Source organism: Haladaptatus sp. DYF46 (genome assembly GCF_021083305.1).
Classification (GTDB): Archaea; Halobacteriota; Halobacteria; order Halobacteriales; family Haladaptataceae; genus Haladaptatus.
This window is the reverse complement of record NZ_JAJFAY010000001.1, coordinates 1,915,350-1,936,375: the sequence shown is the minus strand read 5'-3', so window position 1 is coordinate 1,936,375 and position 21,026 is coordinate 1,915,350. Positions and strand designations below refer to the sequence as shown.

The 21,026-nt window shown below is 64.6% G+C and carries 21 protein-coding genes and 1 tRNA gene; 12 read left to right on the top strand and 10 right to left on the bottom strand.

The features are described from left to right. The first annotated feature begins 34 nt into the window (after window positions 1–34). Window positions 35–781, top strand: coding sequence for a class I SAM-dependent methyltransferase (locus tag LJF34_RS10640; protein ID WP_231184941.1), 747 nt, complete (start codon window positions 35–37; stop codon window positions 779–781). 590 nt (window positions 782–1,371) lie between these two features. Here the strand turns inward: LJF34_RS10640 and LJF34_RS10635 are convergent. Beyond that, window positions 1,372–1,444, bottom strand: a tRNA-Arg gene (locus tag LJF34_RS10635). A gap of 164 nt (window positions 1,445–1,608) precedes the next feature. On the opposite strand from LJF34_RS10635, the gene LJF34_RS10630 reads away from it, so the two are divergent. Both LJF34_RS10630 and LJF34_RS10625 read left to right on the top strand, forming a co-directional pair. Then, the gene (locus LJF34_RS10630; protein ID WP_231184940.1) at window positions 1,609–2,208 is read left to right on the top strand and encodes a twin-arginine translocation signal domain-containing protein; all 600 of its coding nucleotides are present in this window, start codon (window positions 1,609–1,611) and stop codon (window positions 2,206–2,208) included. Window positions 2,209–2,370: 162 nt separating this feature from the next. Next, window positions 2,371–3,801 (top strand): single-stranded DNA binding protein, encoded by a 1,431-nt coding sequence (locus LJF34_RS10625; protein ID WP_231184939.1) that lies wholly within the window; start codon window positions 2,371–2,373, stop codon window positions 3,799–3,801. A 39-nt stretch (window positions 3,802–3,840) separates the two neighbouring features. On the opposite strand, the gene LJF34_RS10620 is transcribed toward LJF34_RS10625, so the two are convergent. Next, entirely contained in the window at window positions 3,841–4,047 is a 207-nt protein-coding gene (locus tag LJF34_RS10620) for a hypothetical protein (protein ID WP_231184938.1), read from the bottom strand. Between the two features lie 113 nt (window positions 4,048–4,160). On the opposite strand from LJF34_RS10620, the gene LJF34_RS29180 reads away from it, so the two are divergent. The 7 genes from LJF34_RS29180 (at window position 4,161) to LJF34_RS10585 (ending at window position 11,232) form a co-directional block, all read left to right on the top strand. Beyond that, a complete protein-coding gene (locus tag LJF34_RS29180; RefSeq protein ID WP_231184937.1) occupies window positions 4,161–4,592 on the top strand; it encodes a histone in 432 nt (143 codons plus the stop codon). Then, window positions 4,589–5,605, top strand: a complete 1,017-nt coding sequence (locus LJF34_RS10610) for a histone deacetylase (protein ID WP_231184936.1) — start codon at window positions 4,589–4,591, stop codon at window positions 5,603–5,605. Before LJF34_RS29180 ends, LJF34_RS10610 begins: the two co-directional genes overlap by 4 nt. A 103-nt stretch (window positions 5,606–5,708) precedes the next feature. Further along, window positions 5,709–6,884: a glycosyltransferase gene (locus tag LJF34_RS10605; protein WP_231184935.1), complete on the top strand. Its 1,176-nt coding sequence runs from the start codon at window positions 5,709–5,711 to the stop codon at window positions 6,882–6,884. Next, a complete protein-coding gene (locus LJF34_RS10600; protein WP_231184934.1) occupies window positions 6,856–7,527 on the top strand; it encodes a glycosyltransferase family A protein in 672 nt (223 codons plus the stop codon). The genes LJF34_RS10605 and LJF34_RS10600 overlap by 29 nt, the downstream gene beginning before the upstream one ends. After that, window positions 7,524–8,444, top strand: coding sequence for a hypothetical protein (locus LJF34_RS10595; protein WP_231184933.1), 921 nt, complete (start codon window positions 7,524–7,526; stop codon window positions 8,442–8,444). The genes LJF34_RS10600 and LJF34_RS10595 overlap by 4 nt, the downstream gene beginning before the upstream one ends. After that, window positions 8,441–9,772, top strand: a complete 1,332-nt coding sequence (locus tag LJF34_RS10590) for a sulfatase-like hydrolase/transferase (RefSeq protein ID WP_231184932.1) — start codon at window positions 8,441–8,443, stop codon at window positions 9,770–9,772. Before LJF34_RS10595 ends, LJF34_RS10590 begins: the two co-directional genes overlap by 4 nt. Then, entirely contained in the window at window positions 9,769–11,232 is a 1,464-nt protein-coding gene (locus LJF34_RS10585) for a lipopolysaccharide biosynthesis protein (protein ID WP_231184931.1), read from the top strand. The genes LJF34_RS10590 and LJF34_RS10585 overlap by 4 nt, the downstream gene beginning before the upstream one ends. Here the strand turns inward: LJF34_RS10585 and LJF34_RS10580 are convergent. Further along, window positions 11,224–12,018 carry a response regulator gene (locus LJF34_RS10580; RefSeq protein WP_231184930.1) on the bottom strand — a complete coding sequence of 265 codons (795 nt, stop codon included), beginning with the start codon at window positions 12,016–12,018 and terminating at the stop codon, window positions 11,224–11,226. The genes LJF34_RS10585 and LJF34_RS10580 overlap by 9 nt on opposite strands. 136 nt (window positions 12,019–12,154) lie before the next feature. On the opposite strand from LJF34_RS10580, the gene LJF34_RS10575 reads away from it, so the two are divergent. Both LJF34_RS10575 and LJF34_RS10570 read left to right on the top strand, forming a co-directional pair. Then, window positions 12,155–12,520 (top strand): hypothetical protein, encoded by a 366-nt coding sequence (locus tag LJF34_RS10575; RefSeq protein ID WP_231184929.1) that lies wholly within the window; start codon window positions 12,155–12,157, stop codon window positions 12,518–12,520. A gap of 91 nt (window positions 12,521–12,611) precedes the next feature. Continuing rightward, entirely contained in the window at window positions 12,612–13,076 is a 465-nt protein-coding gene (locus LJF34_RS10570; protein WP_231184928.1) for a FlaD/FlaE family flagellar protein, read from the top strand. Between the two features lie 89 nt (window positions 13,077–13,165). Here the strand turns inward: LJF34_RS10570 and LJF34_RS10565 are convergent, their stop codons facing one another. The 7 genes from LJF34_RS10565 to LJF34_RS10535 form a co-directional block, all read right to left on the bottom strand. Continuing rightward, window positions 13,166–14,275, bottom strand: a complete 1,110-nt coding sequence (locus LJF34_RS10565) for an XdhC/CoxI family protein (RefSeq protein ID WP_231184927.1) — start codon at window positions 14,273–14,275, stop codon at window positions 13,166–13,168. Window positions 14,276–14,281: 6 nt separating this feature from the next. Beyond that, window positions 14,282–15,589, bottom strand: a complete 1,308-nt coding sequence (locus LJF34_RS29255) for a VWA domain-containing protein (RefSeq protein ID WP_231184926.1) — start codon at window positions 15,587–15,589, stop codon at window positions 14,282–14,284. Beyond that, window positions 15,586–16,488 carry a MoxR family ATPase gene (locus LJF34_RS10555; RefSeq protein ID WP_231185064.1) on the bottom strand — a complete coding sequence of 301 codons (903 nt, stop codon included), beginning with the start codon at window positions 16,486–16,488 and terminating at the stop codon, window positions 15,586–15,588. The genes LJF34_RS29255 and LJF34_RS10555 overlap by 4 nt, the downstream gene beginning before the upstream one ends. Window positions 16,489–16,577: 89 nt before the next feature. Beyond that, window positions 16,578–17,474, bottom strand: coding sequence for a xanthine dehydrogenase family protein subunit M (locus LJF34_RS10550; RefSeq protein ID WP_231184925.1), 897 nt, complete (start codon window positions 17,472–17,474; stop codon window positions 16,578–16,580). Further along, on the bottom strand, window positions 17,474–19,855 hold the full coding sequence (locus tag LJF34_RS10545) for a molybdopterin cofactor-binding domain-containing protein (RefSeq protein WP_231184924.1): 2,382 nt from the start codon (window positions 19,853–19,855) through the stop codon (window positions 17,474–17,476). The genes LJF34_RS10550 and LJF34_RS10545 overlap by 1 nt, the downstream gene beginning before the upstream one ends. Before the next feature lie 3 nt (window positions 19,856–19,858). After that, complete coding sequence (locus LJF34_RS10540; RefSeq protein ID WP_231184923.1) at window positions 19,859–20,353, bottom strand: (2Fe-2S)-binding protein; 495 nt, start codon at window positions 20,351–20,353, stop codon at window positions 19,859–19,861. Beyond that, a complete protein-coding gene (locus LJF34_RS10535) occupies window positions 20,350–20,949 on the bottom strand; it encodes an SRPBCC domain-containing protein (protein ID WP_231184922.1) in 600 nt (199 codons plus the stop codon). The genes LJF34_RS10540 and LJF34_RS10535 overlap by 4 nt, the downstream gene beginning before the upstream one ends. Between the last annotated feature and the right edge of the window lie 77 nt (window positions 20,950–21,026).

Sequence of the window (21,026 nt, the reverse complement as noted above, 5' to 3'; positions counted from 1 at the left end):
CAACGGCCTTTGTGGCGTTCGTCCTACGATCCATATGGACGACATCGAACGGAAACGGGCGACGACGGATTCGTTCGGCAGCGTCGCGGCCTCCTACCTCGACAGCGACGTTCACCGGGACGGTGCGGACCTCGAACTCCTCGCCTCGTGGTGCGAGGACGCCACGCGCGGACTCGATATCGCGTGCGGTGCCGGACACACCGCCGGTGTGCTCGCCGAAACGGTGCCCACCGTCATCGCCGCCGACGCCACGCCCGCGATGGTCGAAACGGCCACCGACGCGTTTCCCATCTCCGGCGCGGTCGCCGACGGGGAGCGACTTCCCTTCGCGGACGGGACCTTCGACGCCGTGACCTGCCGCATCGCGGCCCACCACTTCCCGAACCCGCGTGCGTTCGTGGATGAAGTCGCCCGCGTTCTCGCGCCCGGCGGCGTCGTCGCCTTCGAGGATAACATCGTCCCCGAAGACGACGAACTGGCCGCCTTCTACAACCGCTTCGAACGCCTCCGCGATTCGACCCACGGCGAGGCCTATTCCGTCGCGCGGTGGCAGGATTGGTTCCGCGACGCCGGACTCACCATCGAGGAATCCGTCACCATGCGCAAGGACCTCGACTACGAATCGTGGGCGGAGCGCACGAATCCGGACGAGAGCGCGCGCGAGGAACTGGACGAACTCGTCCGTGGGTCGAAAGCCGAAGTCGTCTACGACGTGACCATCGAAGACGGAGCGGTGACCGATTTCAGCAACGAGAAGGTGTTGATTCGCGCGGTGAAGTGAGGAGTAGTTCGTCGTAGCGTTTCGAAAAACGTCCTGACGGAGTCTCACGCGAGCGGACGCGAGCGTGAGGCAAGTCAGGTCGTGAACGAAGTGAACGTCATGACGGAGATTTGAACTCGTGAAACCGTTCCGGGGTGCTCACTTCGTTGCGCTCCCAGGCATGCGATTTCCCTGCTCAAATCTCCGCGAGCCGTTTCTGCCAACACGTACGACTCGCTACGCTCGTCGGTGTTGGCAGAAACGTCCTGACGGAGTCTCACATGAGCGTAGCGAATGTGAGGCCAGTCAGAGCTTTGCTCTGACGGAGATTTGAACTCCCCGAGACGGTCACGCTCACATTCGTTCGCGCGCTGCGTCTCGTCTGCTCAAATCTCCGCAGTCGTTTTCAGAGCGTAGACTCCTCGCTACGCTCGTCGTTTGACGCTCTGAAAACGTCCTGACGGAGATTTGAATTGAGGAAGACGTTCCTGCTCAGTCGCATGCGCTCCTTCGCGGGCGTGCGACTTCCATATTCAAATCTCCCCGAGTCGTCATCTTCCTCCATGACCCGCGAGAGCGACTGCTCTCGCGGGTTGATTCCGTAAGAATGACGTCCTGACGGAGATTTGAACTCCGGTCCCTGGCTCCGCAAGCCAAGAGGATAGTCCACTACCCTACCAGGACTCAGTCATTCATTTCGCGGTCGGCTTAATAGCGCTTGCGATGTGACGACGGTGTGGGGATGCGACCCACCCGCACGAATGGCGGACGCGACGACCGTGTCGATAACTCAAATTTCCATTTTTCCTTACGTCAGTGCTTTTAGAACGGAAGTGGTGCTCTGTGGTATGCAACGACGAGACATCCTGAAACGTGCGGGTGCGGCGACGACGGTCGGTCTGCTCGGCGGTTGTCTGAGTCGAGAGGGTGGCAGTCCGGGTAACTCGGAGTCGGACGGGGGCGGAACCGGGACGACCGAGACCACGACGACCACGGCGAGCGAAACCACGACTGCCGAGGGGACGACGGAAACGGGAACGACGACGCAGACCTCGACCACGGATACGACCGTGAAAGACCGGTCGCTGGAAGTCATCAGCACGGAGTGCGGTCAGCCGAAAAACGATGCCGCTATCGAGTTCGAGGAGTCGAAGAAGCGACTCGTCGTCACGGGGTCGATGACGGGGAGCGACTCCTGCACCCGGCCGAAAATCGAGAGCGCGAAATGCGATACGGAGTCGAGCACGTTCACGGTGACGATGGGAACCAAGCAGAAGGACGGCAGCGTCGGGTGTTCCGAGTGTATCACCGAAATCGAATACCGAGCAACGTTCACCTTCGAAGGGGCGCTCCCGAAGTCGGTGACAGTCACGCACGAGAGCATGGGTGAGTCGAAAGTCGTCGCGGATACCGACAGCGGGAGCACCACCGCGAGTGCGGAAAAGTAACGCCGACGAAAGCAACATTCAGGCACGGAACGTAGGTTTATCAGTGAAGGGGAGACCACTGTTCTGCATGGAACGAACCGCACCGCGATCGGCGAACCCCGTCCGATTGCCGACACAAAGACAACGCTTAAGCGACGGCCAACCCTGCAACCGAATACGATTATGGGCGTTATAGACGAGGTACACGGGGACCTCGACGCCGACATCTCTCTGGACGAGTTCCGGGACGCCGTCGAGGAAAAAGTCGAACAGATGGGTGGGCTTGCGGACGAGGAAACCGCCGCAATGCTCATCGCGCACGAACTGGGCGAAAGCGAAGTGAACGGGGTCGCCGACATCGAACCCGGCATCGAGGAGGTGAAGTTCGTTGCCAAGGTGACGAGCATCGGCGACGTTCGGACCTTCGAACGCGACGGGGACGACGCGGAGGACGGCCACGTCCTGAACGTCGACGTCGCGGACGAGACGGGTTCGATTCGCATCTCGCTCTGGGACGAACACGCGCAGGCCGCTGAAGAGCAACTCGAACCGGGGCAGGTGCTTCGAATCAAGGGCCGCCCGACGGACGGTTACAGCGGGACCGAGGTCAACGTCGATCAAGCGGAACCCGACGACGACACGGAGATCGACGTGCAGGTACAGGACTCCTACACGGTGTCCGACCTCTCGCTCGGCCTCTCGGACGTGAACCTGCAGGGCAAACTGCTCGACACGGGAACCGTCCGAACCTTCGACCGGGACGACGGATCGGAAGGCAGAGTCGCCAACCTCACCGTCGGCGACGAGACGGGTCGGGTCCGAATCACGCTCTGGGACGAGCGCGCCGACGCGGCCGAGGAACTCTCCGCCGGAATCGCCGTCGAAGTCGTCGACGGGTACGTCCGCGAGCGCGACGGCAACCTCGAACTTCACGTCGGCAACCGCGGTGCCGTCGAGGAGATAGACGCCGACATCGAATACGTGCCGGAGAGTACGCCTATTGAAGACCTCGAAATCGGCGACACGGCCGACATCGTCGGCGTGATTCGCTCCACGGACCCGAAGCGGACCTTCGACCGGGACGACGGGTCGGAGGGACAGGTAAAAAACGTCCGCGTGCAGGACGAAACGGGCGACATCCGCGTCGCGCTGTGGGGCGAGAAAGCGGACCGCGAACTCGCACCGGGCGACAAAGCCGCCTTCGCGGACGTCTCCATCAAGGACGGTTGGGCCGACGACATCGAGGCCTCCGCGGGGTGGCAGTCAACCATCTCCGTCCTCGACAGCGGTTCGCCGACCGATACCGCCGGTGCGGACGACGAGAACGACTCGACCGATTCGGAAACCGGTCTCGGTGCCTTCGAAAGCGGGAACGATACTGACGACACGACGGACGCAACGACGACCGAAAACACCGATACGGCAACGACGACCAACGACGGCGAATTCGTCGAATTCACCGGCACGGTCGTTCAAGCGGGTAACCCCGTCGTGTTGGACGACGGCGACGAAACGATAAGCGTCGAGACGGACGCGGACGTTCACCTCGGACAGGAAGTCACCGCGCGCGGCGAACGCCACGGCGGGAAACTCGACGCCGAAGACGTCTTCTGACGTCGGTTTTTCCGTTCTCTCCGCACCGATTTCGCTACCTTAGCTCTGGAACGGCTCTTCGTCGCGGTGGTTGTCCTTGTTCTGTTCCTCGGTCGCCGCGTCCTCGCGGGCTTGCTTTTGCTCCACTTCCGTTTCGTCTTCGAGTTCCTCTTCGCGGGCCTGCTCGGCCTCCTTTTCGCCCTCCGCTTCCTCGGACTCCTCTTTTTCCTTTGCCATCGTTCGGTCGCGTTCGTGTGGATCGCTCATCGTGTTCGCCAGTTCACCGTCTTCCTTTTTATTCGTGCTGGCAGTTTTCCCGTCGGATTTGCCGCAAAGGACGGTAGGGAAAGATTAAGGGCGACTGACTTCCGCTTTGGACTATGAGCGTTGAGCTTCCGTTTGCGCCGGTCGATACGATAATCCGACGGAAAGCAGGCGACCTCCGCGTCAGCGCGGACGCCGCCGAAGAACTCGCCCGCCGGATTCAGATTCACGGCGCGGAGTTGGCCGTAGACGCGGCGAAACAGGCGACGAAGGACGGACGGAAGACGCTGATGGCGGCGGATTTCGGCGTCCAACAGGTCATCGACAAGGACGATCTCGTCCTCCCGGTCGCCCCCGTGGACCGAATCGCCCGTCTCGATATTGACGACGATTACCGGGTTTCGATGGACGCGCGCGTGGCGCTCGCCGACATCCTCGAAGACTACGCCAACAACGTCGCGGCCGCCGCGACGATACTCGCCCATCACGCGGACCGGCGAACGGTTAAGGCGGAGGACATCGAGACTTACTTCAGGCTGTTCGAATGAAATTCGGCTACAGCGAGGTCTGTCTAGCTCACGATACCGGGAAGCGGCATCCCGAGAATCCCGACCGACTGCGTGCGATTCGACGGGCCCTCACACGAAAACACGGTGTCGAATACGTCGAAGCGTCGCCCGCGACTGAAGCCGAAGTGACCGCGGTCCACGACGCAGGGTACGTCGAGGAGTTTCGCGAGTTCTGCGAGAGCGGCGGCGGCAACTGGGACCCGGACACCGTCGCGGTCGAGGAGTCGTGGGACGCCGCGCTCGAAAGCGCGGGACTGGCCAAATGGGCCGCAAAGGCGGCACTTGCGGGCGAAGACAGCCGCTCGACGCCGTTCGCGCTGGGTCGTCCACCGGGGCATCACGCCGTGGAGGACGACGCCATGGGATTTTGCTTCTTCAACAACGCCGCCGTCGCGGCCCAAGCGGTCATCGACGACGGCGATGCGGAGCGGGTCGTGATAATCGACTGGGACGTCCACCACGGCAACGGAACGCAGGACATCTTCTACGGCGACGGGGACGTGTTCTACGTCTCGATTCACGAGGACGGGCTGTATCCCGGTACGGGCGAAATCGAGGAGTCTGGCGAGAGCGACGGAGTGGGAACGACTCTCAACGCTCCGCTCCCGGCGGGGGCAGGCGACCCGGAATACCGAGCGGTGTTCGACGACCTCATCACGCCCGCGATTCTCGACTTCGACCCGGACCTCGTGCTCGTGAGCGCGGGGTTCGACGCCCACCGTCACGACCCCATCTCCCGGATGCGTGTTTCGACCGAAGGATACGGCATGCTCACCGCTCGCGTTCGAGCGATGGCGGACGAGGCGGGCGCGGCGCTCGGGTTCGTCCTCGAAGGTGGATACGGCTTGGACACGCTTTCGGACGGCGTCGCGATGGTCCACGAGGTGTTCGACGGAATGGACCCCGTTGTCCCCGACGAGGAGGTGAACGAGGAGGTTCGTGACCTGATCGTGGACGTACGCGACTCCCATCCGGTTTTTGAAACCGACTAGATTCTTAATTCCACTATTTTATCCTTCAATAAATGCATAATAAAAAACGCACTCAGGTTTATCAGTGAACGCGGCGTAACGAATTCACGTTCAGGGGTGGCCAATGAGGCTGGATTCACACGACGTAGCGATATTGCACGACCGGTTTCCCGCCATGGGGGGCGGCGAACGATTCGCCATCGAAGCGGCGCGAGTGCTCGATGCACCGATATTCACCATGTACGTGGCGGACGGCGTCGAATCGCCCGACGACGTGACTATCGTTCCGATACGGCAGGGGAAGTACACGCGCGGCCTCTCGGGGCATCTGCTCGAATGGAAAAACGAGGGGATGAACCCGCTGGAGACGATGTCTGTCGCGCTCGATTGGACCGACGCGCACGACGAACTGGCGAACTACGACGTGGTCCTCGAAAGCGCCCCGCTCTCGAAGTCGTACGTCCCTCCGGTGGACCAGACGGTACTTCACTACCCGCACAGCCCGCCTCGATGGCTGTATGACCTCTACCGTGAGCGACTCGCCGCGTTCGACTATCCCGGCGTCCAGTTGGCCCTGAAGGGGTACGCGAAGTGGTGGCGGACGCTCGACAAGGAGGCCAACGACTACATCGACCGGTTCGTCGCCAACAGCGAACTCGTCCGCGACCGCATCCAACGATACTACAATCGGGACGCCACGGTCGTCTACCCCCCCGTGACCGGGGATTGGCGGGACGAGGGTGACGACGGCTATTTCGTGACGTGGTCTCGACTCGCGCCGGAGAAACGAATCGGCCTCGTCATCGACGCGTTCGCGGGGTTGGACGAACGCCTACTCGTCGTCGGCGACGGAAAGGAACGGGAACGGCTCGAACGGAAAGCGCGTCCCCACGACAACGTCGAACTGCTCGGTTTCCTCCCGGACGTGGAGGACGTGGTCTCCCGCGCAACCGCCGTCGTCTACGCGCCGAAGGACGAGGACTTCGGGTTGGTCGGCGCGGAGGCGTTGACCGCGGGTAAACCCCTCATCGGCGTGAACGAGGGGTACACCCGACAGCAGGTCGTGGAGGGGAAGACCGGCTTGGGATTCGCTCCGACCGTCCGCTCGCTCCGGGAAACCGTCGAGGCGTTCGACCCGGACGACTTCGATACCGACGATATCCAGGAGTTCGCTCGACGATACGACAGGCGGACGTTCGCACAGTCCTTGCGCGAAGTGGTCGACAGGACGCATCGTGAGGCGGCCGAAAAACGCACCGCAGTAGATGCCGATGATACGAAACCCATACGCATCCGGTGACCCCTGCGTTTCGGTCGTGATCCCGACGGTTCCGTCGAACGATCACGAGGACGTAGTCGCCGCCTTACGGAACCAGACTGAAACCGCGTTCGAAGTGCTGGTCGTGGACGACGCGACCCTCGACATCTGTGAGGCGCGAAACGCCGGAATCGAGGCGGCGAGCGCGGACATCGTGGCCCTCACCGACGACGATTGCCGACCGCCCCCCGACTGGGTGGCCAGCGTCGCGAGCGCTTTCGATCGGGAGGCGGTTTGCGTCGAAGGGAGCGTCAGCGGCGGCCGAACGTATCGTGGAACGGGCCTGTACGTCGGATGCAACCTCGCCTTCGACCGTGATACCGCGCTCGATGCCGGAGGATTTCGAAGCGAGTACGCGGGGTGGCGGGACGACACGGAGTTCGGTTGGCGGATGGAGTCTTACGGCCCGTGTCGATACGACCCGGCGATCACGATGTCCCATCCCGACCGTACGCGCGCCAGCATCGACGCGGACAAAGAAACCCGCCTGCAACGCGAGTATCCGGCCGAGTACGAGGAGCGTATCGTCCCCGAGACGGCGCTCGGAAGGGTCAACGACTGGCTCTGGCGTCGGGGCTTTTGGAACGCGGTCGACCGGATTCGGTACGCGGAGGGAAGTCGATGACGTTCGACGATTGGCTGAACGAGAGCAGCGACCGGATCCGTGCGGACGGTTGGCGCGGCGTGGACAAATCGGCGTACGAACTCTACAAGGGGGTGCTGCGTCGAATCGGCGAACGCCGGGAGTTCGGCGAATCGATATACGACCATCGGTGGGACGCGCTCGTCGTCCTCGACGGCTGTCGATTCGACTGCATGTGTGAGGTCGCACCCGACGTCCCCTTCGTGGACCGCGTTTGGCGCTTCGATTCGGCCGGAACCCGCTCGGACGAGTGGATGCGCGCGAACTTCGGGACGCGGGACTGCTCGGATACGGTTCACGTCACCGCGAACCCGAACTCCGCGCGACACCTCGACGCCGACAACTTCGCTCGACTGGAGGAAGTGTGGCGGGACGGGTGGGACGACCAACTGGGGACGGTTCCCGCCCGAACCGTCACCGACCGGGCAATCGCGGCGGGGCGCGAGGACCCCGACAAACTCGTCGTCCACTACATGCAACCGCACTTCCCGTCGATTCCGGACCCGCTTCCGGGCGACGCCATGAGCAAGGACGAGTTCGGCGAGCGCGTCGGCGTCTGGGAACGCTTGCGGCGCGGCGACCTCACCCGAAAGCAGGTGTGGCGGTCGTACCGCGACAACCTCAGGTACGCCCTCTCCGAGGTCGAGGTCCTTCTCGACAACCTCGACGCCGAGCGCGTCGTCATCACGGCGGACCACGGTAACGGGTTCGGCGAGTGGTACGTCTACGGGCACCCCGACAGCACGCCGATTCGCGTCCTCCGCGAGGTCCCGTGGGTGATCACCAGCGGAACCGACACCGGGAGCTACGACCCCGAGGAGTGGATGGAAGGGGAGGATGCATCGAACGGATCGAACGCATCGGTCGACGAGCGCCTTTCGGCGCTGGGATACCGATGAACGTAGCGCTCGTCGTCCTCGACACCGTGCGGAAGGACGCCTTCGACAGCCACTTCGACTGGCTTCCGGGGACGCGGTTCGAGAACGCCTATTCGACCTCCCACTGGACGGTTCCCGCCCACGCCTCCCTGTTCGCGGGAAAGTATCCGAGCGAGTTGGGCGTCTACGCCGGGGCACAACGCCTCGACTGCCCCGAACCGGTCCTCGCCGAATCGTTCGGTTCGTCCGACTACACCACCCGGGCCTTCAGCGCCAACGTCAACATCTCGCGCCCGTTCGACTTCCATCGCGGGTTCGACCGATTCGAAGGGAGTTGGCGACTCGACGCCCTCTCCGAGGACGTGTACGACTGGGACGGCTTCATCACCGAGACGCGGGAGATGGGACCGCAGCGATATCTCTTCGCCCTCCGCGACGTGTTGCTCGGCGACTGTGACACCGTGCCGTCGCTCAAGCGCGGCGCGTTCCTCAAACTCCGCGATTTGGGGATGGGACGGGCGACCCGCGACGATGGCGCGACGGAGGCGCTCCAGTTCGTCCGCGAGACCCAGTTCGGCGACGACGAGTTCCTCTTCGTCAACCTGATGGAGGCTCACACCCCCTACGACCCGCCCGAGGAGTTCCGAACCGTGGAACCGCCGGAACTCGACGGTCTCCGGGCGACGCTCTCGTCGCCGGGCGCGGACCCCGAACGAATCCGACAGGCCTACGACGACTGCGTTCGATACCTCGCGGACCGGTATCGCGCCATCTTCGCGGAACTCAGAACGGAGTTCGACTACGTCGTCACGCTCGCGGACCACGGCGAAGCCCTCGGCGAACACGACGCGTGGGAACACCTCTGTGGCCTCTATCCCGAGGTGACGAAGGTACCCCTCTGCATCTGGAGCAGGGAGGGGGACGGCGGAATCGGCGAGGGAACCGACCCGCGTACGGACCCGGTCAGCCTCCTCGACGTCCATCGAACGATGTTGGACATCGCGAATATCGACGGCGACTCGCGGGGACGGAACCTCCTCGGCGAACCGGACGCGGACGACGAACCGGAGTGGCTGGTCGAATACCACGGCCTGACCGACCGCCACCGCGCCGCACTGTCCCGCGACGGGTTCGACATCGGCCCGCTCGATACGGAACTGCACGGACTGGTCGCCCCGAACTACTACGGCTGGGAGACGCCCGACGGCTTCAGCGAGGATGGCGAAATAGAAAAGCCACGCGAACGAATTGAGTCACTGGTGAACGACTTGAACCGGCGCACCGTGACGAACGATATGACCGTCTCCTCCGCCGTCGAGGAGCAACTGCGCGACCTCGGCTATGCATGAGCGAAGCGGCGAAAACCAAACTCAGTAGCGAGACGCTGGGCGGAACCGTCGCCCAGTTTACGATGGCGCTCATCGGCTTCGCCGGAACCGTCATCTTCGCCCGATGGCTCGGACCGAGCGCGTTCGGCGGCGTCTATCTCCTCTACGCGTTGGTGAAGTTCGCGGACCGACCGATGAACGGGTGGTCGCTCGCCGGGAAAAAGCGCGTCTCCGAATCCGACTCCCTCCGTCCCTTCGCCTTCGGCGCACAACTGCTGTTCAACGCCGGATGGCTCCTCCTCGCGGGAATCGTCGTCTTCCTCGCGGGTGACGCCCTCCGGAACTACACCGGACTCGCGCTCGCTCCGTTGTTGCTCGTCTGCCTCCTCGCCACCGAATCGGTGTTCGAAACGATAGCGAGCCTCGTCCAAGGTCGCGGCCGAATCAGCGCCGCGACGTGGGTCGATACGCTCAGGTCGGTGTTCACCCTCCCGTTCCAAATCGGGTTCGTCGCCCTGCTCAGCACCGCGACCGTTGTCGGATCGGCCGGGATGGTCTTCGGCCTGTCCCTCGCCTCCGCGCTTACCATCCCGTTCGCGGTCGGTCTCGTCGCGGCCCGTCCCGCGATACCGTCCCGCGCGTTCGTTCGGAATCTCGCCGACTACGCACGATACAGCATTCCTTCCACCTTTCTGGGAACGACCTACGACCGCCTCGACGTGCTTCTCCTCGGATTCCTCCTCGCCAACGGCACGGCGGCGGCCGGGTGGTACGAAGTCGCGTGGAAGTTCACCCTCCCCGCCGTATTCGTCGCGAATATGGCCGGACAGGGTCTGATGACGACGGTCAGCGCTCGGGACGACCGCGTCGGCGGTGCCGCCCGCGACATCTCGAACACGTTGGCCTACGCGGGTATCCTCGCGTTTCCCATCCTCTTCGGATCGCTGGCGCTCTCGAAACCCCTCGTCGTGACCGTGTACGGTCCGGACTACCGGAACGCCGCCGTCCTCCTCATCGGTCTCGCCGCCTATCGCGTCGTTCGCACGCAGAGCGGCCCGCTCTTGCAGGCCATCAACGGGTTCGACAGGCCGGACGCGGCGATGCGACTCTCGGCGCTCGCGGTCGGTATCAACATCGTTTTGGGCGTCCCCCTCACGCTCGGCTACGGTCCGATAGGCATCGTCCTCGCCACCATCGTCGCGGAATCGGTCATGTACCTCGGTGCGCTCCGATTCCTCCGGGCCGAAATCGTCGGCATCGTCCCTGTCTCACGCCCGATGGCCGCACAGGTCGGTGCGAGTCTCGTCATGTTCGTCGCCGTCTCCATCGCCCACACGTTCGTTCCCGTGGCGTCGTGGACCGACCTCCTCTCGCTCGTCTCGCTCGGCGGCATCGTCTACGGCGGCGTCCTCCTCGTCGTCAGTCCCGGCGTTCGGCACACGCTCGGCGAGGCGGTTCGCGGGTCGTTTCCCTCATCGTAGCGCTTCCGACCATCCGTCGTGGTTTTCGACGCTCCGACCCTCGACGATGAGCGTTTCGACGGCATCGGACTCGCCGCGAACCGGACGGATGATGACGTCGAGCGCGAGACAGCCCAACTTTTTCGTCCAGTTCCTCGTCCGAAACCTGACGAACTCGTCGTCCGTGGCTTCGTCGATTCTGTCGCGCAACTCCGCCTGCACGTCGGCCGAAAACGACCACCACGGCGTCTCCCAGAACGGTTTTCCTTCGACTACCGCCGCTCTCTCATCGACAGCGTCGAGGGCGGTCTGATTGACCGCGATGACGGTCCCGTTCGTTTCGAGGAGTCCGATGAAGGAAAAGGGGTCGTCGAACACGGCCTCGAATCGGCGTTCGCTCTCGTGGAGGGCACACTCCGCACGGTATTTCTCCACGGCGTTCGCCACGACGTTCGCGAGGACGGTGTACTGGTCCGTGCCGCTCTCCTTCTGGAGGTATCCCGAGACGCCGGCGGAGATCGCCTCGCTCGCTATCTCCTCGCTTCCCTTGCCGGTGAACAGGACGAACGGCAGTTCGGGGTGGTCGTCTCGAACCGAATCGAGGAGTTCGAGGCCGTTCATCGTCGGCATGTCGTAGTCGCTGACGACACAGTCGAAGTCGTCGGCTTTCAGTCGCGTGAGCGCATCGTCGGGACCCGTCACCGCGTCCGTCTCCAGCGCGTCGCGTTCCCGTTCCAAAAACAGGGCCGCCATATCCGCGAGGTCCGGTTCGTCGTCGACCAGCAACACGCGGATCGGCATCGCCATATCCCTTGATTTCCGCTGACCATCGTAAGTTTGACGGGTCCGGCATTCTCCGATTTGATTTCTGCAACGTTCGAACGTGATGGAAGCCGTTCGGAGGCAGAAGCTATAACGTTGTTCCGTGACGAATGGAATGGTGATGTCACTCCTCAAGATCAATATCGAAAAGCCGGCGCTCGTCGAGGAACGAGTGTACCCCGACGAGGATTCCGCACCCGCAACCGTCAGCACGAGTACCACGGCGGAGTCGGAGTCGCCGGGAACGTCGTTGACGACGCTGTTGAAACCGCTCTTCGGTCTGCTCTTCGTCGCGGGCCTCGCCCTGTTCGTCGCCAAGCGTCGTTTCGGATCGGAAGACGACGAGGAAGACGAGGTCAGTGCGGACGACTTCAGTTCCGAACCCGCCGGGAGCGGGAAACTCACCCGAAAGCTCGGCCTCCTCGCCAGTCTTCTCGGCGTCATCGTCGTCGCACAGAAGCGGCGCGGCGGCGACGCGGACGAGTAACCACACCTGTCTACCCTCTGAACTGCGTTTTCTCTAACCCGTTCGTACCAAGAGTTAAATAGGTCGAGCTGCTTGTCTTCTAAATATCAGAATGAGTATCAAGCCGGCAAACTACGACCTGCGCGAACTTCGTAGGATGGCTGACGAGGACGAACCACCTCTCGACATCGCTGCGGACGACGAACGAGCGGCGGAGGACCTCCTTCGACTCGGCCAGCGCGAGGAGTTGCTGAAACTCCAGACCAAACTGCTGGCGTCCGGGTCGCTCCCCGAAAAACCGTATCTGACGGGACTGCCGACCCGCTACGGTGCGGAAGTCATCGTCTTCGAATGGCTCGACTTCCTCGTCGAGAAGGCGGGCTTCGAGAACACCGGCAACGCGCTCTCGTACTACACGGACGTCGAGTGGGTGAGCGAATCCGCCTACGAATCCCTCCGCTCGTACATGTACGGCTTCTCGGAGACGGACCGATTCGGCTCGACGGGACCCGCGTCGCTCGATACGAGCGACCACGTCCTGAGCCTCGTCTACATCGCTCGCCTCGCATCCCTCTGAGCCGACTCTTTCGACTTTTTTCGGTCCCCCCGACCGCTCCGCGATACTCCGTTTTCCCACCCGACCGGAACTGCGGAACGATACCCCGCTTACTCCGCCGTGGCTCGGTCGTGGACGGACTTCGTTCCCTCTCGGAGGTGTCCCCCGCTCCGACCGTTCCGGACGGCTAGCGCCTCGCCGACCACGCTGTGTGCGACCTGATACGGCGCGCCGCCGCCGAGATCGAGGCCGACCGGCGTGTACACGTTCTTCCGCTCGGTCGCGGGAATCTCGACGCCCTCCTCCTCGAACGCTTCGAGCATCTCCTCGAAGCGCTCTTTCGGCCCCATCATCCCGACGTACGGCACGTCGGTTTCGAGCAGGGATTCGAGCGCCAGTCGGTCGTCGATGAAGTTGTGGGACATCACGACGACGTGGGTGTTCGCGTCGAACGTCACGTCGTCGGTCAGCGAGCGCGGCGAGGTCGCCACCACCCGGTCGGCGTCGGGGAATCGTTCCTTCGCACCGTCGGCACCGCGGAACGTGACCACCGTCACCCGGAAGTCCACGTTCAACGCCAAGTCCACGATGGGCGAGACGTCGTGGCCGCTCCCGACGACGACCAACTCGGCCGGCGGGGAGATGCGGTCCACGAACACCGACACGGTTCCTGCGTCGGTTTCCACGCTCACGGTGCGCGATTTTTCGACGTCCGCGGCACGAATCATGGCTTCGACCTCGTCGGGCAAGTCCTCGAAATCGTCCGTCGCTCGGTCGCCGACGGAGACGCCGTCGGCGTCGCTCGCCACGACGGTCGCGACCGTCGACTCCTCGCCCCGTTCGTAGGCCTCCACGGCGGGTCGGATGCTCTCGTCGAGCGGTTCGAGGAGAACGTCGATGACGCCGTTACAGCCGACGCCGAACCCCCACACGTCGTCGTCGCCGGTCAGATCGAACGTCTTCACGGTCGGCTCGCCGTCGTCGAGGACCTTCTCCGCGAGCTGTTTGACTTCGGATTCCAGACACCCCGCGGTAATCGCGCCGACGCCGCCCTTCGACGGCGAGACGACCATCTTCGCCCCCGGTCGTCGGTAGGCGCTCCCCTCGACGTCCACGACCGTAGCCAGCATCGCCGGTTCGTCCGCGTCCAACCGGTCGCGGACGTGCGCCATCAGTTCCCGTTCCGGTACGCTCCACTCGCTTCGTTCGGTTTCAGTCATTTCTTCTCACGTTGAGTTCTCGATGTGGTTCCCGCGCGGTCCCGCCAGCGTTCGCTCGGGACCGTGTCGGGAGAGTTCGTCGGCGATTCGATGCAGGTCGTCCGGGTCCGTGAAGCCGTACAGTCCGTCGAGATACGGGAGCGACGCTTGCATCCCGCGGCAGGCCGGTTCGTAGGCGGGGGAGACGGCCAGCGGATTCAACCAGAGCACCCGTCCGGCGCGCCGCGAGAGCCACGCCATCGCCGCCGAGAGGTCGTCCGTGTCCCCGCGTTCCAACCCGTCGCTGAGGATGACGACGGTGCTCCGCCAGTCCACGGCGTCGGGGTACTCGTCACGAACCGTCCCGACGGCGGCACCGATGCGCGTTCCCCCGCCCCACTCGGTTCGTGCGGCCTCCAGCGCGGCCAGCGCGTCGTGCAGCGTCGGTTCGTCGAACGCCGAACTCACCTCGCGGAGTCTGGTATCGAAGAAGAACACCGGCGTTCGCCGCCACGTCCGTCGCACCTCGCGGAGGAACTGGAGGAGAAACCCGCGGTCCACGGTGTCGAGAACCGACTGGCTCACGTCCACCAAGAGCGCGCCGCGGGTCGCCGTCCGCTTTCGCGCACGACCGGGAAGCGGAAGCGGCACGCCGCCGCTCTCGACGCTTCGCCGGAGGGCGCGTCGCGCGTCCACGCCCCGCCCGGTGGCCTCCCAGCGCCGCCCCGGCAGCGATGACACGGCCCGCGTGAACGCCGCCGTCGCCGTCGCCACGCTTTCTTCGTCGTAGACGGCGAGGGTCTCGGCCGACACGCGCTCCCCGTCGCCGCTGGGACTGTATCGCGCGGCGACCATGGGCCGTTCGCCGTTCGACCCGTCCGGCGAGACGGTCGCTCCCGCTCCCGTCTCCGCCCCGCCCGCCCGTCCGTTTTCGTCGCGTCCGTCCTCGTCGCTCCCGCTCTCGTCGCTTCCGCTTTCGTTTCCGTCCTCCCTCGCGCCGATCGGGCCGTCGTTCCCGACGTTCGGTCTGCCGGGCGACGGCGCGTCGGCCGGTCCGGCGGGATAGGCGCGCTCCTCGCCGCGGATACGGTCCCAGAAGACCGAAAACAGTCGGTCGAACGTCTCGCGGTCGGCGACGTCGGTGAGCAGCGTCGCTCGGAGCGCGCTCTGCACACGATCCCGCTCGAACCGTTCGACCGCGGTCAGCGCTCGCGCGGCGGCGAGCGCCCCGTTCGTGGGAACGGTGACGTTCTCCTCCCCGAGGCGATTCGTGAACCGGACGAGTTCGTCCCGCAATTGGTCGGCGAGTCGCCGGTCCGTGGATGGAGTCGTCACGACTCCCCGTGCACCTCCGCGAGGAGCGACGCCAGTTCGTCGTCGTCCACCCGTTCCACGTCCTCGGCGTCCTTCAGCAGACAACCGAGCGTGCGCCGCGCCGTCTCGACCGAAAGCCGTCCGTCCTCGCCGTCGAGGACGGTGAGCGCCTCCGCCCAGTCGAGCGTCTCGGCCAGACCGGGGCGCTTTCTGAGCGGTCGGTCGCGGAGTCGCTGGGTGACGCCGCAGAGGTCGGCGGCGATGCCCTCGTCGAGTTCCGGAACCTTGCGTTCCACGATGGCCCGCTCCTTTTCGGCGGACGGCGGGTCCACGTAGAGGTAGAGACACCGGCGCTTCAGGGCGTCGCTCAACCCCCGCGTGCGGTTCGACGTGAGTATCACCACCGGCGGCGTCGCGGCTTCCACGGTGCCGAGTTCGGGGATGGACACCTGAAAGTCCGAGAGGAGTTCGAGCAGGAGCGCTTCGAACTCCTCGTCGGCCCGGTCCACTTCGTCCACGAGGAGGACGGGCGGGCGCTCGCCGTCGCCCGAGAGCGCTTCGAGGAGCGGTCGGGAGAGCAGATAGCTCTCGTCGAAGACGGAGTCGTCGTCGGCGACGCCACCTTCGCCCGACTGGATGGCGAGCAACTGCTTCGTGTAGTTCCACTCGTAGAGCGCGTTCTCGGCGGCCAATCCCTCGTAACACTGGAGGCGGACGAGATCCGTCTCGAACCCCGCGGCGAGTACCTTGGCGAGTTCGGTCTTCCCCGCGCCGGGTTCGCCCTCCACGAGCAGCGGTTTGCCCATGCGAAGCGCCAGCAGCACGGTGGTGACGATGTCATCCTCGGCGACGTACTGCTGGTCGTCGAACACCGCGCGGAGGTCGCTCTCGGTCACCTCGGAAAACCCGTCGCCGGTCATCGACGCCTCCCTTGCGGGGTGGGCGGCCCCGTCTTCGTCTTCGTGTCGATTACTGTCACGGTCTGCCATAGGGGCTGATGGTTCAAGGGTTAGTCGGCGGCCGCCGGGCCGTCGCCGCGCGCCCGCTCGACCGCCGTCCCGAGCGCTCGCTTCGTGTACACCGTGAGGAGGTGGGCGCGGAAATCGGCCGACGCCTGCACGTCGTCCATCATCAGCATCTCGTCCAAGTCGTCGCCCGCGTGGTCGGCGGCGTCGGCGATGGCGTCCTCGTCCGCCGATTCGCCGACGAGCGCGTCCTCGACGGGTTCGAGGCGGACGCCGTGGTCCATCACGCCGTTCGCGGCGATGCGCGCCGACGTCACCTCGTCGCCATCGACTTCGAGGGCGGCGGCGACGCCGACCATCGCGTATCCCGAGGACGGACTCGGCTTCTTCGCGTACGCCCCGCCGACGTCGGGTGCGTTCGGGAGGCGGACTCCGGTGAGGAGTTCGTCCTCCGCGACGTCTGTCGCGTACATCCCGAGGAAGAAGTCGTCCACCGGAATCTCGCGTTCCCCGTCGCGTCCCTCCACGACTATCGTCGCGTCCGCGGCGAGGGCCGCCGCCGGGAGGTCCGACGCCGGGTCCGCGTGTGCGAGATTGCCGCCGATGGTGCCGCGGTTTCTGACCTGCACGTCGCCGACCTGTTCGACGGCGCTCGGGAAGACGGAGACGTTCTCGGCGAGTTCGGACGAGTCGATGACGTCGACGTAGTTCGTCGTCGCGCCGATGGTCGTCTCGTCCCCGTTCGTCTCGATGCCGGAGATGGCGTCGATACCGCTGATGTCGATGAGCGCGTCGGGACTCGCGAGCCCCGATTTCATCGTCGGAAGCAGGCTGTGACCCCCGGCGAGGATTTCGGTCTCCTCGTCGGCGTGTTCCTCCATCAGGTCGAGCGCCTCGGAGACGCTCGACGCTTTGTAGTAGTCGAACTGCGCCGGGAACATCAGTTCCCACCTCCGTTCTCCTCGACCGCACGCCACACGCGTTCGGGCGTCAGCGGCATCTCGATGTCGTCCACGCCGAACGGTTGCAACGCGTCCGTGACGGCGTTCACGAGCGCCTGCGGCGCGGCGATGGTTCCCGCCTCGCCGACGCCCTTCACTCCGAGCGGGTTGTGCGGACACGGCGTCACCGTGCTTCGCGTCTCGATTTCGGGGATGTGTTCGGCCTTCGGCACCACGTAGTCCTGCATCGACCCCGTGAGGAGCGTGCCGTTGTCGTCGTACTGGGCACCCTCGTAGAGCGCCTGTCCGAGCCCTTGTGCAACTCCGCCGTGGACCTGTCCCTCCACGATTTTCGGGTTAATCTGGTTGCCGACGTCGTCCACTGCGACGTAGCGTTCGATGTCGATTTCGCCCGATTCCGGGTCCACTTCCACGACGCAGGCGTGCAGACCGAACGGGAACGTGAAGTTCTCCGGGTCGTAGAACGACGTCGCCTCCAGACCGGGTTCCATGTCGTCGGGAATGTCGTGGGCGAGGTACGCCTGTCCGGCGATCTCCTGAATGGTGACGCTCTCGTCCGGCGCACCGGCGAGGTGGAACTCGCCGTTCTCGAACTCGACGTCCTCCTCGTCGGCCTCGAACTGGTGGGCCGCGATTTGCCGCGCCTTCTCCACGATTTTCCCGGCGCTGGTCGCCAGCGAACTGCCGCCGACCGCCGCGCTCCGACTGCCGTAGGTTCCCATCCCTTGCGGCACCTCGTCGGTGTCGCCCTCCACGATTTCCACGTCGTCGTAGGGGACGCCGAGTTCGTCGGCGATGATCTGGGCGTAGGTCGTTCCGTGACCCTGCCCGTGACCGGAGGTCCCGCAGTAGGCGGTGACGGTTCCGGACGACTGCATGCGGACGAGCGAACTCTCCCAGAGTCCGGCCTGCGCGCCGAGTTGTCCGGCGAGTTCCGAGGGTGCGAGTCCGCACGCCTCGATGTACGCCGAGAGGCCGACGCCGATGTATCGGTCCTCGTCGCGGAGTTCCTCCTGTCGTTCGCGGAGTTCGTCGTAGTCGAGGGCGTCCAGCGCCTCGTCTAACGTCTTCTCGTAGTCGCCGCTGTCGTACTCGACGGCGACTTCCGTTTGATACGGGAAGTCGTCCGCCCCGACGAAGTTCTTCCGTCGGAACTCGGCCGGGTCCTCGTCGATTTCGCGCGCGGCGAGCGTCATCATGCGCTCCACGACGTAGGACGCTTCGGGGCGGCCGGCGCCCCGGTACGCGTCGACCGGCGGGACGTTGGTGAACGCGCCCTCCACGGCGACGTGGATGGCCGGGATGTCGTACTGTCCCGAGAGGAGCGTCCCGTAGAGGTACGTCGGCACCGCCGGTGCGAACGTCGAGAGGTAGGCTCCCAGACTGGCCTTCGTGTCCACGTCGAAGCCGGTGATGTTGCCGTCCTCGTCCAGCGCCATCTTCGCGTGAGTGACGTGGCCGCGTCCGAGGGCGTCCGTCTCGTAGGTCTCGGTTCGCGTCGCGACCCACTTCACGGGTCGTTCGAGTTCGCGGGCACAGAGCGCCGTCAGCGCCTCGTCCGCGTAGTGGTGAATCTTCGACCCGAACCCGCCGCCGACGTCCGGCGCGCGGATGTGGAGTTTGTGTTCCGGGTGGTCGATGACCCCGGACATCAGGAGTCGATGCAGGTGCGGGTTCTGCGAGGTCATGTTGACTTCGAGGTCGCCCGACCCCGCGTTGTACTCCGCGACGGTCGCACGCGGTTCCATCGCGTTCGGGATGAGATACTGGTTGTGCAGGTCGGCCTCGACGACGGTGGCGGCGTCCTCGAACGCCGCGTCGGTTTTCTCGGCGTCGCCGAGTTCCCAGTCCAGCGCGACGTTGTCCCCTTCCTCCTCGTGGAGGACCGGGGCGTCGTCTTCGAGCGCCTCGTCGGGGTCGGTGACGGCGTCGAGACGGTCGTAGTCCACGTCCACCGCGTTCGCCGCTTCCTGTGCGACGTACCGGTCGTCGGCGACCACGACCGCAACCGCGTCGCCCTGATAGCGGACGCGCTCGCTCGCCAGAATGGGGTGGGCCGGGGTTCGGAGGCTGTCGAGCAACCACCCGACCGGGAGTTCGCCGGGGACGTCGAAGTCCTCAGCGGTGTACACCGCGATGACGCCGTCCATCGCTTCCGCCTCGCTCGTATCGATGGATTCGATGGTGGCGTGGCCGTACTGGCTCCGCGTGACGGCCATGTGCGCCATGTTCGGGCGCTGGATGTCGTCGGTGTACTCCGCCCGTCCCGTGATGAGCGACGGGTCTTCACGGCGCTTGATGGCCGATCCGAGGACCTCCTCGACCTCTACGTCCTCCGCGTCGATGGTTTCGATGGACATCGGTCAGTCCCCCTCCGCCGCCGTGGTTCCCTGCATCTTCTCGGCGGCGGACTCCACCGCGTTGACGATGTTCTGATAGCCCGTGCAGCGACAGAGGTTCCCCTCCAACGCTTCGCGGATCTCCTCCCGCGACGGGTCCGGGTTGTCTTCGAGGAACTGTTCGGCCGTCATTATCATGCCCGGCGTGCAGTAGCCACACTGCAGGCCGTGTTCCTCCTGAAAGCTCTCCTGTACGGGGGTGAGTTCGGGGCCGTCCGCCAGTCCCTCCACGGTCGTTACGTCACAGCCGTCGGCCTGTACCGCGAGGAGGGTACAGGATTTGACGGCGTCGCCGTCCAAGTGAACCGTACACGCTCCGCACGTGCTGCTTTCACATCCGACGTTCGGGCCGGTGTAGCCGAGTTCGTCCCGGAGCGCGTGGACGAGCAGCGTTCGTGATTCGACCGTGAGTTCTTTCTCGTCGCCGTTTACCGTGATGTTGATGTCGTGTTCCGTCATAGGATGTCCCTGATTTTGTTCCGAAGACCGCCGGTGTCGTCGGTTTCGACGTCTCGCAGTTGTTCTTCGATGTTGCCGAAAAAGCGGCTGACGACGCGGTTGGCGACCGGGTTGATGACGCGCTGGCCCATCTGGGCGACGCGCCCGAAGACGTCCGTTTGCGCGTTCCAATCGACGGCGACGCCGTCTTCGGTCTCCTCCAGCGCCATTCCCGCTTCGAGTTCGAACGAGGAGTTGCTCGCGCTCCCCTCGCCTTCGGCCGCCATCTCGGGGAACTCGCGTTCGGCGATGGTAACGACCGTCTCGAACGACGGTTTGACGCTTCCGACACCGATCTCCATCAGTGCCGCGTAGTGTGCCCCTTCCTCGAACGCTCGCTCCGCGATGTCCTCCGGGTCCGCCTCGGGGAGCGTCGGCGGGTCCTCATCGTCCGCCGTCTGTTCCCTGAGCGCGTCGAAATCTGGGTCGTCGTCGTCCACGCGGACGAGGAACTGGCAGCCAGGTAGCGCCTCCTTTATCATCACCGGATCGGAGAGCGCGAGCCATGCTTCCTCGGGAGTGGTGTCCTCGATTTCGAAGGTATCGCTGAACTCCACGCGATATCACTGTCCTCTCGTCGTCATGATAGTTGGCATCATCTGTCACACGTAATCATTAGGGATCACGCAATAAG